Genomic DNA, 16,525 nt, shown 5'->3' with positions numbered 1-16,525 from the left:
CGCCTATGCCAAAAGCGTCGCGGGATGGAGCAGCCCGGTAGCTCGTCAGGCTCATAACCTGAAGGTCGTAGGTTCAAATCCTACTCCCGCAACCACCGAAATCTTACTACATTCCAAATAGGCCTCCTTCGGGAGGCCTTTGGCGTTCAAGCCTCCGACATCACTCAGAAAACCGCCGTGGAGCGCCCAAGCGGTGTAAGTAACTCCATCCTGTGCGATGCTTTTGGCGTGGCAGTAGCTCGCGAATACCAAAGCCCGTGCAAATCACCCCCGCGATTTAACCTTTTTTCAGTTACTTGGGCTTTATCGTCTGGTCTTTTCAGAAGCCAGAAAGAGCGAAACACATGCATCTGACAACTGTCCGATCGTTCGTTCTTGGTCTCTGTGCCACGATCACCAGTTTTGCTGCGCAGGCGGAAAGCATTGCGGTGGGCTGGTCGTCCGCACCTGGGCTCTACGAGGACCTTGGAACCGAAAAACCCAGCGGCTTCTTTGGGGATTTGGCAGACCGCATCGCTACAGACGCAGGGCTTGACGTGGAATTTGTGCGTTACGGATCCATGTGGGAAGCCATAGATGCTCAGGCAAAGGGCGAGGTTCAGATGCTCGCTGGCGTGACGCGGCTGCTGCCGCTCAACGCAACAAACATCTACTCCGACCCTGTTGCGCAATCTGGCCACTACCTTTTCGTTCGAGCTGAAGATCGGGCCACATTTGACCTCGAAACAGGGCCTCCCAAGCGTATCGGCGTGGTCGAAAACCGCCGCATGAAGTTTGAGGCCCGCGATAAACTGGCGCGGCATCAGATCGTACCCTACGAGAGCGGACCAGACGGCCTCCATGCGCTTCTCGTTGGTCTCACCGATGGGCTTGTGGTCATCGGTGAACCGTTTTTCCACAACCTTCGGATAAAACGGATCGACCACCGCGTTGCACCGTTCAACGCTCCCCTGCAGACGTTTGACCGCGCCGTCGCGCTGCATGTTTCCCGCGCGGATCTGATGCCCGCTATCAATGCAGCCGTCGGACGGCTCGAAGCTTCAGGCGAACTGAGTTTCCTTCGCCAGCAATGGGGGCTGGTGCCGCCCATAGCGCCGCCCGATGTACTCACCGTCGGCGTCAATCATTTTCCACCTTACCAAGTCGTCGACGATAATGGTGTCCTGACTGGTTTCGCAGTGGAAACCATGCGCGAACTTGGAGAACGCGCAAACCTCAGTCTGCGTTTTGAAGCAATTACCTCCGAGGAGTTTGTCGCAGGCCCGCACCCCGGGACCTATGACATACTCCCCCAGGTTGGCGTCACACCAGCGCGCGCAAGACGAATGGATTTCGCCTTGCCCACCTCAGGATCGGACTTCGCTGCCTTCGTTCGCGCGGATGACGATTTTCGCCCCCTGACGCTCGATGACCTCGCCGGAGAGCGGGTGGGCGTGTCGAGCGTGAACCTTGCGCGTGGCCGCCTGGAGGCCACTGGTGAAATCGATGTCGTTGTCTTTCCGCACATTGCAGACCTGCTCAAGGCATTGGCACGCGGCGAGATACGCGTTGCAGTCAACGTCGCCAATGCTCTGCGCGCTTATGCAAAGGACAGTGGTCTTGAGAAGTCGGTCGTGGAAGTTGTGCCACCTCTCTTTACCGCCCAACGCGCGCCGGCACTCCGGTTTGGGCTTGGCGAGGTGCGCGAACGGCTGAACGCCGTGATCCCCGGCTATCTGGCATCAGATGACTATCGCGAGCTTCAACTTGACTGGTTCGAGGCCAAGCCGCTGCTCACCAGCTCGCGCCTTGCGCAAATTGGAGCAGTCATGGTTGCCATGCTGCTTTTACTGAGTACCTATGCTGTCTTGGAACGCCGTGCCAGGCTCCTCCATCAGCGCGATGCAGCTCACAAAGACCGTCTTATGGAAGTCCAATTAGCGCATGCCAAGGAGGCGAAAGCGCTGGTCGCAAAACTCGAAGCGGCCAACGCGGATCTTGCGCGCACTAACAGCGAGCTGGACGCTTTCGCTCGCGTAGCTTCACATGACCTCAAGGCCCCGCTCAACGCGATCCAAAAGACCTCGCAATGGATAGAAGAAGACCTTGAAGCAGTCTTGACCGAGGATACCCGCGAGTCATTTCGGATATTGCGCAGCCGGGTCAGCCGTATGTCCTTGCTGCTGAACGATTTGTTCACGCACGCCAAGATCGGTCGCAACCAACCGAGCGGGCGCCGGGTATCAGGGCGTCAGCTCGTCGATGAAGTTATCGAACTTGCGGGGGTCCCGGAAAGCTTCGCGGTGGAGCTAGATCCAAGCCTCGATAACGTGGTTGTAGAAGCGATGCCGCTGCTGACGGTATTGCTGAACCTTGTACAAAACGCTGTCAAGCATTCCGAAAGCCACGACGGCACCATTCGCATATTCGTAAAAGATGTGGGAAAGACCCACTTCTTCATCGTCGAAGATGACGGCCCCGGTATCGATCCGAAATACCACGAGCGCGTCTTTGGGATGTTCCAGACCCTCAAACGCCGCGACGAGGTTGAGGGCAGCGGCATGGGTCTGGCAATTGTTCGCAAAACCGTCGCCCTCGCCGGTGGTCGCATAACCCTGGCCTCTGAACTTGGACAAGGATGCCGTTTCACCGTGGAATGGCCAATAGCATCTGAATCTGATCAAATGTACCAAAATGGCCAAGACGCAACTTAGTTCGCCCTGAACAAGTCATCCCCCTGAATTTGTTCAGGGGCGGGATCAGGGGCTGCAGAGCTATGAGAAAGTCATCCAACGGAGCAGCCTGTGGCACCGACACGCTATGAACACGCAGCTGCCTCAGTCAGGTGAATTAGGCTCGATGTGATCTGAAACCGCCCCCTTCCCAAGGAACGGAACCGGGGCGGCGCATCTCTTGAATGAGATGATGGTTGTCCGTTTTGATGGAGGTGCAAACCGAACCACCAACCAAGGAAACCATGATGTTGAATACTACCGACAAGATCATCAAACACAAAACTGGATTGCTGAACCTGGCGGAAGAGTTGGGTAACGTATCCAAAGCTTGCCAAGTGATGGGCATGTCCCGCGGCACTTTTTATCGCTACGGATCGGCGGTCGTGGATGGCGGTGTCGAGGCCCTTTTTGAGCGCACCCGGCGCAAGCCCAATCTGGCAAACCGGGTGCCCGCGTTCCTCCCGGATTACGCGGGCAATTGATCTTGGTCAAAAAGCCTGACCGCCTTGTCGGTAGCGTTGGCTGAAAAATCGGATCGCCAGATGTGCTCGCAACACAAGTCCAACCAAGAACCGCGCACACTACCGACCATAGGGAGGAAGCAAATGACGACGTTCACATACACCTTGCGCAACCTGGGCAGCGCGACGGCATTTTTGCTGGCTATGATTGGTCCCGCGCACGCTTTTACCGCGTGCCAGGTGACTGACACCGGTGGCATTGACGACAACAGCTTTAACCAGACGGCATGGAAAGGCGTCGAAGACGCAATGGCGGATTTCGCCATCGACGGCCGTTTTCTGGAATCGCAGGCCGAGACGGATTATGAAGCGAACATCAACTCTCTGATCGAGGGCGATTGCGATATCATCATTACGGTTGGTTTCCTCTTGGGGGACGCAACGCAAAAAGCCGCCAGAGCCAATCCGGACCAGCGGTTCTCGATCGTCGATTTTGCCTACGAACCCGCAATCCCGAACGTTCTAGGGCAAGTCTATTCCACGGATGAGGCTGCCTTTCTTGCCGGATATCTTGCGGCTGGCGTGAGCGAAACGAAAATTCTGGGCGTCTTTGGTGGAATCAACATTCCGCCCGTCACGATCTTCATGGACGGGTTCGTCCGGGGTGTTGACCATTATAACGCTCAGAAAGGCGCCAGTGTTTCCGTCCTGGGTTGGGATATCGACAGTCGTGAGGGCCTGTTCACCAACAACTTCGAGTCCCTTGATGACGGACGGGCCTTTGCACAAAATCTCTACGACGAGGGGGCTGATATCGTTCTGCCCGTCGCCGGGCCTGTCGGGCTTGGGTCTGCCGCACTGGCGGACGAGTTGGGTACGGACAAACTCAAGATCATCGGCGTCGATGCCGATCTATATTTCACGGACCCGCAAAAGAGCCATGTCTACCTGACCTCCATCACCAAACGCATGGATGCGACCGTGCGACAGGTGATCGAGACCGCGATGAATGATACGTTCAACGGCGGCGTTCTGGTCGGCTCGCTCGAAAACGGTGGCGTCGATCTGGCCTCGTTCCACGACCTGGACAGTGCTGTGCCGCAAGAGATGAAAGCCGAGCTGGACACCATCCGCGAGGGCATCATTGCAGGGACCATCAAGGTCAGGCCCTGACGCGAAGGGTTCGGAGGGCGCGCCATGGACATCGAACTTCGCGGCATTACGAAACGGTTCGGCCCGGTGACGGCAAATGAAGACGTCAACCTGAGTATCCGCAGCGGCGAGGTGCTGGGGCTGCTGGGTGAAAACGGCGCCGGAAAATCCACGCTGATGAATGTGCTGTGTGGGCTGTACAGTCCGACGGACGGTGAAATCCTGATCGATGGGGTTCCGGCAACATTCGACGGGCCGGGCGACGCGATCCGTGCGGGGATCGGCATGGTGCATCAACATTTCATGTTGGTGCCTGTCTTCACCGTGACCGAAAATGTCGTGCTCGGCGTCGAACGCACTGGCCGGTTCGACCATTTAGATCTCGCAACCGCGCGTGCGCAGGTTCATGCGATCAACGATCAATACGGCCTGCACGTGGACCCCGATGCACTGGTCGAGAACTTGCCGGTCGGCGTTCAGCAGCGGGTCGAGATTATCAAGGTGCTGTTTCGCTCTGCCGATGTTCTGATCCTTGACGAACCCACCGCCGTTCTGACGCCCCAAGAGGTCGATGATTTTTTCCAGATTATCAAAGCGTTGCGGGACGCGGGAAAGGCCCTCGTTTTCATCACGCACAAACTGAATGAAATACTGGAAATCGCAGATCGGATCAGTGTTATCCGGAACGGTCGGATTGTTGGCGAGGGGCTGCCAAAAGACCTTACAAGGCCGCAGCTTGCCGAGATGATGGTAGGCCGACCGGTCAGCTTTGATGTCGTCAAGAAACCTTTTGCCCCAGGTGGGACGCTGCTGGAAACGCGCGATCTCACGGTTCTGCGTGACACTGACGAGATTGCGATCGATCATCTGAACCTGACGGTGCGAAGCGGCGAAATTGTCGGTATAGCGGGCGTTCAGGGCAATGGCCAATCTGCCCTGATCGAGGTCCTGACTGGTCTGCGCCGTGCCACCGAAGGGCAGGTCATGTTCGACGGGCAGGATATCACCCGCACCTCGGTCCGCGAACGGCACCGGCTGGGCATCGCCCATATCCCCGAAGATCGCCAGACGGTCGGGCTGATCAAGAATTTTACCGTCGCTGAAAACATGGTCCTCGACACCTACTACGACGCCCGGTTTTCGCGGGGCCCTCGGGTGGATTGGGCACAGGTGAACAAAGTGTCGGCAGGGTTTGTGCGTGATTTCGACATTCGCACGCCTTCGGTCTTTCAGGCCGCTGGACACCTGTCCGGCGGCAATCAACAAAAGCTGGTCGTCGCTCGCGAATTGTCGCGTGAAACAAAACTTCTGATCGCCGGACAGCCGACCCGCGGCCTTGATGTCGGGTCGATCGAATACATTCACAAGCGCCTGATCGCGGCCCGTGACGAAGGCGACGGCGTGTTGATCGTTTCATCCGAACTGGATGAGATCATGGCTCTGTCGGATCGTATTCTTGTCATGTTCAAAGGCCGGATCGTCGCGGAATATGATGCCAATGCCGGCCCGGTCGACAAAAGTGCCATCGGTCTGGCGATGGCGGGGGCAGCCGCATGACCGATACTTCGATGAATGATCTGATGAAGGCAAAAATGATTGGTCGGTCCGAGATCGAGGACCTGATCATCGTACCGCTTTTTGCGATTGTGGCCGCGTTGATCCTCGGCGCATTGACGATGCTTGCCACCAATGTCGATCTGGCCACGATCGGCCTGTCGTATGTTGCGCTTTTGAAAGGCTCTGTCGGGTCCCTCAGCGCGATTTCGGAGACGCTGACAGCGGCGGCTCCACTGATCCTTGCGGGTTTGGGGCTCGCGCTCGGGTTTCGCGCTGGATTGTTCAACATCGGGGCCGAGGGGCAGGTGCTGATGGGTGGAATGGCCGCAGTGATCACAGGGTTCACATTTACCGACCTGCCCGCCGCAATCCTGATGCCCATGTCGCTTTTGGCAGGGGCACTGGTCGGGGCGCTCTATGCCTCTATAGCCGGGTGGCTGCGGGTGGCAACGGGCGCGCATGAGGTCATCTCGACCATCATGCTGAACCTGATTGCCTATCGCCTTCTGGATTACATGCTGCGTCTGCCCTTTATCCAGAAAGAAGGCCGCGCAGATCCAATTTCGAAATCCGTACCGGACGCGGCCGAACTCCCAAGACTACTGGCGTTCATCGATCCGAATTTACGGGTCCACGCCGGTATTTTTCTGGTGCTTGTCGCGGTTGCTGTCGTCTATTGGCTCCTGTTCCGCTCGAAGCTGGGGTTCGAATTTCGTGCCAGCGGGGAAAACCCGCAAGCGGCCCGCTACGCTGGAATGCGCTCGGGGTTGATTATTGTCCTTGCCATGGCTTCGGCAGGCGCATTGGCGGGGCTCGCGGGGGCAAATCAGGTTCTGGGCGTTCTCGGACGTGCCACGCCGGGGTTTTCTGCTGGTATCGGGTTTGACGCCATCGCGGTCGCATTGCTGGGTCGGTCTCACCCGATCGGGGTTCTGTTTGCGGGCCTGTTGTTCGGTGCTTTGGAAGCGGGCGGCCGACAGATGCAGGTCGATGCGGGCGTCTCGATTGACCTGATCGGTATCATTCAAGCGCTGATTATTGTCTTCATTGCAGCACCGCTTCTGGTGCGCGCGGTCTTTCCCTGGGGATTTCGCAAAGGATCACGGCAAACGGAGGGCGGCCAATGACAGCCGTCCCCGCGCCCCGAATCGAACCGGGCAAGACACGGCATGCCCGTATCACAGGTGGCATCCTGATCGGGCTTGCCATTCTGACGGCTGTGGTCTTCGCCCCTGATGGAACCGGCATTGCCACGTTCCGTTTGTCGCGCCCCACGGATGCCCTTGTCCTGCCTAATCTTGTGGTCCCCGCCGTGCCATTCATCTACGCCGCCGCGGCAGTTCTTGCCTTTCTGGGCGCACGGCAGTTTCTGCGTGGCGGGACGCGATGGACGTCGCTGTCGATGGGGATTGGGCTGGCGGTCGCGGTTGCAGCGTTTCTGGTCTGGGCCACAACAGGCAAGGCCTTTTCGCTGACGGGGATGCTGCAGGCCACAATGGTCCGGGCCGTGCCGATTGCCTTGGGGGGGCTGGCAGGTGTTCTTTCCGAACGGGTCGCCGTCGTGAACATTGCAATCGAGGGGATGCTGTTGGCCGGGGCTTTTACCGGTGCATTGGTCGGATCGCTCTTGGGTGGAATGGGTGGATTGGCCGCTGCCGTCGCCATAGGCGGGCTGTTCGGTTTCATACTTGCTGCGCTGGTCGTCACCTATCGGATGGACCAGATCATCGCCGGCGTCGTGATCAACCTGCTGGTGCTTGGGCTGACCTCCTACGTAAGCTCCCAAGTGTTTCAGGAATATCGCTACCTCAATAATGCCCCGGTGTTTCGCGCAGTCAAGGTCCCGCTACTTGGTGACATTCCGATCCTGGGCCCGATGTTCTTTCAGCAGAACATATTTGTCTACGGCGCGCTCATCATGGTCGGCGTGGCGACCTACTACCTGTTTCACACGCGAATGGGCCTGCGGGCGCGGGCGGTTGGTGAACACCCCCGGGCCGCCGACACACTTGGCATCAACGTCTACAGAACGCGCTATATCAACGTGACACTGGCAGGGATGGTCGCGGGATTTGGCGGCGCGTGGTTCACGCTGGGCTCCGTCGGACGCTTTGACGAAGGGATGACCGGCGGACGTGGATATATTGGACTGGCCGCGATGATCTTTGGACGCTGGCACCCGGTGGGCGCGCTGGCCGCTGCCTTGGTGTTTGGCTTTGCCGATTCCCTGCAGCAAAAGCTGGCTTTGCTGCAAACCCCAATCCCATCCGAATTTTTGGCAATGGCACCTTATGTTGCGACAATCATCGTGGTGGCGGGGCTCGTCGGGCGTGCGCGCCCACCGGCCGCTGACGGCAAACCGTATGTCAAGGAATAGCGCGCAGAAGGCGCCAGATACGCCATCCCAGATCCTGCGACTGCTGGAGCAAGAATACCCTTCGGCGCAGAGTGTTACGATAACCGAGACAAGCAAATCCTGGATATACATCACTGCGCAATTTGTCTTCAAACTCAAGAAACAGGTTCGGGACGATTTGCAGGATCTAACGAGCTTGCGCGCACGCCATGACAACACCCTGACCGAGATTGACCTGAATCGGCGGCTGGCTCCGCAAATCTATCTTGGCGCCATCCGCGTGGCTGAAAACGCCGATGGCGGGCTGTGTCTTGGCGGGCCAGGACACACCCGCGACTGGCTGGTCAAGATGAAGCGCCTGCCTGCGAGCCGGATGCTGGATGTCTTGATGGCAAAGCATGAAACCGAGCCAGCGGTTATGCTGCCAGTCATGGACAGGCTGACGACCGAACTGGTCGCCTTCTACCGTGATGCCCCCGCGACTAACCTAAGAGCAGAGGAGCTCACGACAATCTTGCAAGACCAGCAAGAGATGAACCGCGCCACCCTGCTTCATCCGCAGTTTGCGGCGCTCCATGCTCGTTTCAATGTCGTATTCACGGCCTATGAAACCATGTTTGACCGGTTTTTTTCACAACTCGTCACACGTGCCGAGGCTGGGTGGATTCGGGAGTGTCACGGCGATCTGCGCCCTGAGCATATATGCCTGAGCGATCCGCCAGTCGTGTTTGATTGCCTTGAATTCAACCGCAATCTTCGGCTGGTTGATCCGTTCAGCGAGATCATGTTTCTGGGTCTGGAATGCGATCTTTTGGGCGCAGAATGGATTAAACCGTACCTGATCAAAGCCTTGGAAACCGGGCTTCAAAATTGGCCAGACCCAGAATTGCTTCGGTTCTACGAAGTCATTCACGCGCTGTTGCGCGCACGCCTGTGTCTGGCGCATCTTTTGGTCCCGAAACCAAGAAAGCCCAAGAAGTGGATGCCGCTGGGGCTTCGGTATCTGGAGGTGGCCGAGCGGGCGTTGCTCTGATTGCTTTGTCAGCGCTGTCCAATACTCAGGCGCTTGACGGTGTCCGCAAAAACCTGCGCTGTGGTTGCAATCTCAAACCGGGCGGTCTTGTCACCCAACGGCAAGCGGTAAGGGGCAATGCTGTCGGTCACAAAAACGCGTTCTATCAGGTCGCCTGAAAACAGAGCTGTCGTATCGCCCGTGAACAGACCATGGGCCGCCATTGCGTACACCTTTGCCGCCCCGCGCTGCCTGCATTCACCGGCGGCCGTTAACATCGTGCCGCCGGACGCGATCATATCATCCACGATCAGCACCGAGGCGCCCGCAAAATCACCTGTCATCTCGCCATGCGTCATCAAACCGGCGCTGCGCCGCTTGTCCATAAAGCCGAACCCGACGGGCTGGCCGAGCCGCTGTTCCAGCGCTTCGCGGAACAGTTGCGCCCGCTTCACACCACCGGGGTCGGGCGACACGACAACAAGCCGTTGGCTGTCATCCTGCCACGACATCTTTTCCCGAAAGACATCCCCAAGCTCCAAATGGACGGTCTGACAGCGAAACGCGTTCTCGAACGCCGCGGTATTATGCACCTCCAGTGTCACGATACAGTCGCACCTGACGGCCTCGAACAGTTGCGCGACATAGCGCGTCGTTAACGGATCACGTGGTTTGGTGCGCCGGTCTTTGCGGGCATAAGCCAGATACGGCACAACCGCCGTGACACGCGCGGCACCATGGTCACGCATCGTGGCGATGAGAAAAAGCAGCCGACCCAGCTTGTCATGCACACCAAGATCAGGCTCGGCAAACAGGCTTTGCACGACATAGACGTCCTGCCCCCGGACACTCACCATTGGCCGGATTTTGGATTCACCGTCGGAAAAGTCGCGATGCTCCAATTCGCTCAGGTCGATCCCGATCGACGCTGCGATCCCCTGACCCAGATGGAGGCTTTCGTTCAGTGCGAATACTTGCATTGCGCCATTCCAACTTCTTGTCTGCCCGGATCAGGCAGGAGACCATTCATTGCATCGCCTGAGTGCCTCGACGACGTCGTCATCCGAGGTTTGCGAAAAGTTCTGATAGGCGGCACCAACCGCCATGAACGCGTGTGGCTGGTTAAGGCACACCGTCTGATCGGCAAGTTCGGCAAGTTCACGCAGCGCATCGGGTGCCGCGACCGGGAGCGCCAGAATGATCCGGCTAGCGCCGCTTTCGCGCAAAGCCCGCAGACCTGCCCGGGCCGTCGCGCCGGTGGCCACCCCGTCATCCACCACGATCAGTGTCTTGCCTTTCAGGTCGGGTAACTTGATGCCTTGCAGATAAAGCTGCCTGCGCCTGGCAATTTCGGGCATCAGGGCCTGCGCCCGCGCTTCGACATCCGCATGGGTCATCCCAAAGGCACGCGCGACGCGTTCATTCACGGTCACCTGGGGGAACGCCCCGTCCGTGACGGCACCAACCGCGACCTCGGGCTGACCCGGGGCGCCGATCTTGCGCACAAACACCAGATCAAGCGGCACATGCAGGGCCCGACAGATTTCTTCTGCAACAGGGACACCGCCGCGCGGCAAGGCAACCACCACAGTCTCCTCGGGCTGGACCGGTGGAAGGGCGGCGGCCAACTGGCGCCCGGCCTCGCGGCGATCCTTGAACAGATGCAGCGTGTTCATCATCCAGCTCCTTCGCCTGATCCGGTTCGCCAGCTTCGTACCGCAGGACAGCGTCGTTCCTTTTCAGGGGCCATGCCTGACCCCATCCCCAATGCCTGATCGCTCGCCCGCATTCGGCGACCTCCCTTTTGTCACAATATTACGCCGCCCTGTGTTCCGGTTGATTTCGCTCAATTGGCAGACGGTCCGGGGTGACCCATACTTCGGACAAACAGACAGGAAGAGCCCTGCCCATGACAGAAATTCTTACCATCACTCTGGCCCCTTCAATTGATCTGGCGACGTCCGTCGATCGGGTCACAGCGGGGCCAAAAATGCGCTGTGTACCGCCACGGATGGATCCCGGAGGCGGCGGCGTCAATGTTGCACGGGCCATAAGGCAACTGGGTGGACACAGCCGCGCATTGCTGGTGATCGGTGGTGCGACAGGGGAACAGTTGATGGACCTTCTGAACGCCGAGGGGGTCGAGACACTCCCCATCCGTGTCGCATCGCAAACACGGCAAAGTCTCGCCGTCACGGATCAGAGCACCAACGAACAATACAGATTCAGTCTGCTTGCCGAACCGCTTGGCGCGGACGACGCCGGAAAGATACTCGACGGCATCGCTTCGGCCGTGAACAAAGACACGCTTGTTGTCCTGAGCGGCAGTGTTGCGCCCGGGCTTTCAGTTGATTTTCCGCACGAAATCCAGTCTCGTATCGCTCATAAAACGGATCGGCTGATTGTAGACACTTCCGGCCAGCCGCTTGCCCACCTGATGGCGCATCCCACACAGCCACTGCACGTTTTGCGCATTGATCAGAAAGAAGCGGCCACTGCCGCAGGCGTTCCGCTGGAGACCGTGCAATCCAGCGTGGATTTTGCTGCCTCTTTGGTAGACCGTGGCGTGGCCCAAATTGTCGTCACCGGGCGCGGCGCGGACGGGTCAATCATGGTTACAAAGGATCAGCATATTTTCTGCCATGCACCAAAGGTGCCGGTCCGCAGCAAGATCGGGGCGGGCGATGCGTTTGTCGGCGCCATGACACTCAGCATGTCACGCGGGGAACCGCTGGCCAGAACATTGCAGTGGGGTGTAGCGGCCGCCAGCGCGACTGTGTCAACCGAAGGGACTGCGCTTTGCGGCCTCGAAGATGTTCAACGCCTGCTGTCGGCCTGTGTCACGACCATAATTTGAACGGATGGAACCCAACAGCGTTGGGGAACTGACTGGCTATTATGATGTGACTGTCCCCGGCGGCATCGATGTACCAAAGACGGTCGGCGGGCAAATCGGACGGATTTACACCACCTTGCTCCCCCTGCCCCCAGCATGCATCCTGAGGCGTTTTGTGCCAAGAAGACCGATGCTTCGGGTCGCCCTTCGTTTTGCCTGCTGACTGGCCCTCACTCCGCGCTCAGGTCTTCAGCACACGGTAGATTGCTGGGATCACGAGCACGGTGAGCAGCGTCGAAGACAGCAATCCGAACAGTAGCGAGATCGCTAGCCCCTGGAAGATCGGGTCCGTCAGGATCACCACCGCCCCGATCATCGCCGCGATGGCGGTCAGCAGGATCGGCTTGAACCGGATGGACCCTGCCTCGATCAGGATTTCCACCGGGGTTTTACCCGCAGGATCGGCATGGCGGATGAAGTCGACCAGCAGGATCGAATTGCGCACGATGATCCCGGCCAAGGCGATGAAGCCGATCATCGACGTGGCCGAGAACGGGGCTCCGAACAGCCAGTGCCCCGCGACGATGCCAAGGAAAGTCAATGGGATCGGTGTCAGGATCACCAGCGGCAGGCGGAATGACCCGAACTGCGCGACCACGAGGATATAGATCGCCAGCAGGGCCACACCAAAGGCCGCGCCCATGTCGCGGAAGGTGACATAGGTGACCTCCCACTCGCCGTCCCAGAGCAGGGTGCTCACCGACTCATCCTCGGGCTGGCCATAAAGACTGATCACGGGTTTGGTGCCGGGCGCCCATTCCATCGCGTCGAGCGCCTTGCGAACGGCGATCATTCCATACAGCGGCGCCTCAAACGTTCCGGCCATCTCGCCCGTCACCATTTCGGCGTCCCGCCCGTTGTGGCGAAACACCGGGAACGACGCGTGTTCCTCGGCCACGTGGATGACATCGCCCAGTTCGACCACCCCCCGCGCACCAGGCAGGACATTGGCCGGGATCGGCGTCGACAGGAACCGTTCGTCCAGCACCTGATCGCCCTCGTCCCGCGCGATGCGGATCGGGATAGGTGGGCGCCCCTGTCCGCGGTGTGAATACCCAACCGTGCGCCCGCCGTTCAGGATGGCAAGCGTGTCGAACACATCGCTCTCCTCGACGCTGAAAAACTCGAGATCATCGGTGCTGATCGTGGCCCGCAAACGGCGGGGCTGTATGCCGAAGCTGTCATCCACATCAACGACATAGGGCACCTGCTCGAACGCCTCGCGCACCTTTGTCGCCACCGTGCGCCGGGTGTCGGCGTCGGGGCCATAAACCTCGGCCAGCAGGGTGGCGATGACCGGGGGACCGGGGGGCGGTTCGACCGTTTTCAGACGGATGCCCTCGGACAGCGGCAATGCGTCCAGCCGGGCGCGGAGATCGAGAGCGATGTCATGACTGGGCCGGTCGCGCTCGGCCTTGGGCGAGAGGGTGATCTGCACCTCGCCCAGATTGGGCTGTCCGCGCAGGTAATAGTGCCGCACCAGACCGTTGAAGTTGAAGGGCGCAGATGTCCCGGCATGGGTCTGCACCGACACGACCTCGGGCAAACCCAGGGCCGTGCGGGCAACGTCCTGCGCCACGCGGTCGGTGGCCTCGACCGACGCCCCCTCGGGCAGGTCGATGACCACGGACAGCTCGGATTTGTTGTCGAAGGGGAGCAGTTTGACGGTCACATCCTGAGTGTAGAGCAAGCCCAGCGAGCCAAACGACAGGGCGGTCGTGACCAGCAGAAACACCGCGCTGCGGGTTTTGGTCGCCAGCAGGGGCCGCGCGACGCGGGCGTAGTTCCGACCCAGAGCGCCGCCAGCGTGGCCGGACGCATCGCCATGGGCAGACATAGGCGCGCGCCCGGCCACCTTGACCATCAGCCAGGGTGTGATGATCACCGCCACAAAAAAGGAAAAGATCATTGCCGCACTTGCGTTCGCGGGGATCGGACTCATGTAGGGGCCCATCAGGCCCGACACGAACAGCATCGGCAGCAGGGCCGCGACCACGGTGAGGGTCGCCACTATGGTCGGATTGCCGACCTCTGCCACCGCTTCGATCGCGCCGGTCAGGCGGCTGCGGCCATCCTTCATCGCCCAATGACGCGAGATGTTTTCGATCACCACAATCGCGTCATCCACAAGTATGCCGATCGAAAATATCAGCGCGAACAACGACACCCGGTTGAGCGTATAGCCCATGATCCAAGCGGCAAAGAGCGTCAGCAGGATCGTGACAGGAATGACAATCGCCACCACAGTCGCCTCGCGCCAGCCGATGGCGAGCCAGACCAGCGCAATGATCGACAGCGTGGCGAGCCCGAGGTGAAACAACAGCTCGTTCGCCTTTTCGTTGGCGGTTTCGCCGTAGTCCCGCGTGACGATCACAGCCACGGTTTCGGGAATCAGACTGCCCTCCAGTGCCTCGACTCTATGAAGAATCGCTTCGGCCACGATCACCGCATTGGCTCCGGCGCGCTTGGCCACCGCCAGGGTGACGGCTGGCGTCCGTGTCACCGTGCCATCCGCCGCGCGGCTCACATTGGCAACGATCACATCGGTATTCTCCGAGACGAGGCTCACCTGCGCCACATCGGCGACATAGACCGGACGCCCGTCCCGGGTGGTCAGCAACAGGTTCCCGATTTCGGCCGGGGCCACCAGCGTTTCACCCGCCACAAGGTCGATCTGATCGCCCCCGTCGCGGATTTTGCCGGTGTTTTGCGACCGGTTGGCATTCGCCACCTTGGCGGCAAGTTGCTGCAGGGTGACACCGTAGAGCGCCAGCCGTTCAGGGTCGGGCGCGATGCGGATCCGTTCGGGCACTTCGCCCACCAGATAGGTCAGCCCGACATCTGCGGTCTTGGCGACCTGCGTGCGCAATTCGCGGGCGATGCGCGTCAGGTCGTTGGCACTGATCCCCTCACCCCCCGGCTTGGGTGCCAGTGTGAGCGAGACGATTGCCACGTCATCAATCCCGCGCCCGACGATCAGCGGCTCGGGGATACCAATGGGGATGCGATCCATGTTTCCACGGATCTTGTCATGTACTCTCAGGACCGCCGAATCTGCCGAAGTGCCGACTTTGAACCGCACTGTGACCAGCACATTGTCGTCATGGGTGGATGAATAGACATGTTCGACACCGGCGATGCCCTTGACGATGCCCTCCAACGGTTCGGTGACCAGCTTGACCGCATCCTCGGCCCTCAGGCCGGGTGCCTGCAGGTGGATATCCACCAGCGGGACGGAAATCTGAGGTTCTTCCTCGCGTGGCAAGGCGCCGAGCGCGACCAGCCCCATCGCCAAGGCGGCGAGGATGAACAGCGGCGTGAGGGACGAGGCGATGAACGCCCGCGTCAGGCGCCCGGCGATGCCGAGATTGACAGTTTCTGGGATGTTACTCATGCCCGGTCACCACCCGGTCACCAGCGACGAGACCCGACAGCACCTCGATCATCGCGGCCCCATCCACCGTCTGCCGCTGGCCCAGCAGAACCGTGCGCAGAACCGGTTCGTTAGCTTCCGCAACCTCGACGAAATCAATGCCTGTGCGGGTGATGATAGCCGTCTCAGGCACCATCAGAGCAAAGCGGGTATCGACGGGTAGGCGCACAAGCACACGCGCGTCGATGAAACTCTCAGGAAGATCCGGCACCTCGACATCCGCAACCACCCGCCCGTTTTCGATCAGCGGATAGATCCGCGCCAAGGTGCCCTGCGCCGGACCGGTCGCAGTTTCAATCTCGATCACCGCCCCCTCTTGCAGGAACGCAGCATGGCGTTCGGGCACCGCGATACGCAGGAATATCCCGCCGCCGCCGATGGTGGCCACGGCCTCTCCGGGCAGGACCACGGCCCCCGCCGCCACCGGCACCGTCAGCACGCGGCCCGCGATCGGCGCCAGAACCGACCCCTCAAGCGCCTGCTGTTCCACAACCTTGCGATCCGCACTCACGGCGGCGATCTGACCGGTCAGCACATCGACCTGAGTGCGCAGCGCGTCCAGCCTTTGTGCTGTGGTCACACCGCGGCTCAGCAGATCCTCGCCCCGTGTCAGCTCGGTCCGCGCATTGTCCAGCTGGGCACTCAGCGCCTGCATCTGCGCGTCGATGGCCGCAAGCTGGTAGTCGATCTTGGCATCGACGACCCGAGCCAGCACCTGCCCGGCACTCACCACATCGCCTTCGCTGACGTTCAGCGACACCAGCGTGCCACCCAACCTGGCGCGCGACGGGATGCGGCTGCGCGCCTCGATCCGACCATAGACCGCCTTCCACTCCGTCACCGAGATCGGGGCCAGTGTATAGTCCTCGGCCAGTACGGCGAGTGGCAGGGATATTGCCAGGGCGAGTACGGAGATCAGGGTGCGCATGATTATTTCACTTCAC

General features: G+C 59.9%; 11 protein-coding genes, 1 tRNA gene and 1 pseudogene. 9 read left to right on the top strand and 4 right to left on the bottom strand.

Translation table 11 applies throughout. From position 1 onward, the window contains the following. The first annotated feature begins 18 nt into the window (after positions 1-18). The 8 genes and pseudogenes from CHB75_RS19470 (at position 19) to CHB75_RS19435 (ending at position 9,273) form a co-directional block, all read left to right on the top strand. Positions 19-95 (top strand) — tRNA-Met (locus tag CHB75_RS19470). A gap of 249 nt (positions 96-344) precedes the next feature. After that, positions 345-2,693 carry a transporter substrate-binding domain-containing protein gene (locus tag CHB75_RS19465; RefSeq protein ID WP_089273585.1) on the top strand — a complete coding sequence of 783 codons (2,349 nt, stop codon included), beginning with the start codon at positions 345-347 and terminating at the stop codon, positions 2,691-2,693. Positions 2,694-2,959: 266 nt separating this feature from the next. Continuing rightward, a pseudogene (locus CHB75_RS19460) lies at positions 2,960-3,163 on the top strand (helix-turn-helix domain-containing protein); the annotation flags it as partial. 156 nt (positions 3,164-3,319) lie between these two features. Further along, entirely contained in the window at positions 3,320-4,348 is a 1,029-nt protein-coding gene (locus CHB75_RS19455) for a BMP family lipoprotein (RefSeq protein WP_089273583.1), read from the top strand. A gap of 24 nt (positions 4,349-4,372) precedes the next feature. Further along, a complete protein-coding gene (locus CHB75_RS19450; RefSeq protein WP_089273582.1) occupies positions 4,373-5,884 on the top strand; it encodes an ABC transporter ATP-binding protein in 1,512 nt (503 codons plus the stop codon). Beyond that, positions 5,881-7,011: an ABC transporter permease gene (locus CHB75_RS19445; RefSeq protein WP_089273580.1), complete on the top strand. Its 1,131-nt coding sequence runs from the start codon at positions 5,881-5,883 to the stop codon at positions 7,009-7,011. Before CHB75_RS19450 ends, CHB75_RS19445 begins: the two co-directional genes overlap by 4 nt. Next, on the top strand, positions 7,008-8,261 hold the full coding sequence (locus CHB75_RS19440; RefSeq protein ID WP_089273578.1) for an ABC transporter permease: 1,254 nt from the start codon (positions 7,008-7,010) through the stop codon (positions 8,259-8,261). Before CHB75_RS19445 ends, CHB75_RS19440 begins: the two co-directional genes overlap by 4 nt. Then, positions 8,215-9,273, top strand: a complete 1,059-nt coding sequence (locus tag CHB75_RS19435; protein WP_141135156.1) for a hypothetical protein — start codon at positions 8,215-8,217, stop codon at positions 9,271-9,273. Before CHB75_RS19440 ends, CHB75_RS19435 begins: the two co-directional genes overlap by 47 nt. Positions 9,274-9,281: 8 nt before the next feature. Here the strand turns inward: CHB75_RS19435 and CHB75_RS19430 are convergent, their stop codons facing one another. After that, complete coding sequence (locus tag CHB75_RS19430; protein WP_089273574.1) at positions 9,282-10,232, bottom strand: ribose-phosphate diphosphokinase; 951 nt, start codon at positions 10,230-10,232, stop codon at positions 9,282-9,284. Between the two features lie 30 nt (positions 10,233-10,262). Next, positions 10,263-10,928 (bottom strand): phosphoribosyltransferase, encoded by a 666-nt coding sequence (locus CHB75_RS19425; RefSeq protein ID WP_217898811.1) that lies wholly within the window; start codon positions 10,926-10,928, stop codon positions 10,263-10,265. A 233-nt stretch (positions 10,929-11,161) separates the two neighbouring features. Between CHB75_RS19425 and CHB75_RS19420 the strand changes: the two genes are divergently transcribed. Further along, positions 11,162-12,109, top strand: a complete 948-nt coding sequence (locus tag CHB75_RS19420) for a 1-phosphofructokinase family hexose kinase (RefSeq protein ID WP_089273570.1) — start codon at positions 11,162-11,164, stop codon at positions 12,107-12,109. A gap of 220 nt (positions 12,110-12,329) precedes the next feature. On the opposite strand, the gene CHB75_RS19415 is transcribed toward CHB75_RS19420, so the two are convergent. Beyond that, complete coding sequence (locus CHB75_RS19415) at positions 12,330-15,542, bottom strand: efflux RND transporter permease subunit (RefSeq protein ID WP_089273568.1); 3,213 nt, start codon at positions 15,540-15,542, stop codon at positions 12,330-12,332. Further along, the gene (locus tag CHB75_RS19410; protein ID WP_089273566.1) at positions 15,535-16,509 is read right to left on the bottom strand and encodes an efflux RND transporter periplasmic adaptor subunit; all 975 of its coding nucleotides are present in this window, start codon (positions 16,507-16,509) and stop codon (positions 15,535-15,537) included. Before CHB75_RS19410 ends, CHB75_RS19415 begins: the two co-directional genes overlap by 8 nt. Positions 16,510-16,525: the final 16 nt, after the last annotated feature.

This window comes from Puniceibacterium sediminis (assembly GCF_900188035.1).
Taxonomy (GTDB): domain Bacteria; phylum Pseudomonadota; class Alphaproteobacteria; order Rhodobacterales; family Rhodobacteraceae; genus Puniceibacterium; species Puniceibacterium sediminis.
Note: the sequence above shows the minus strand (reverse complement) of the source record. Positions and strands in the feature narration are given on the sequence as shown.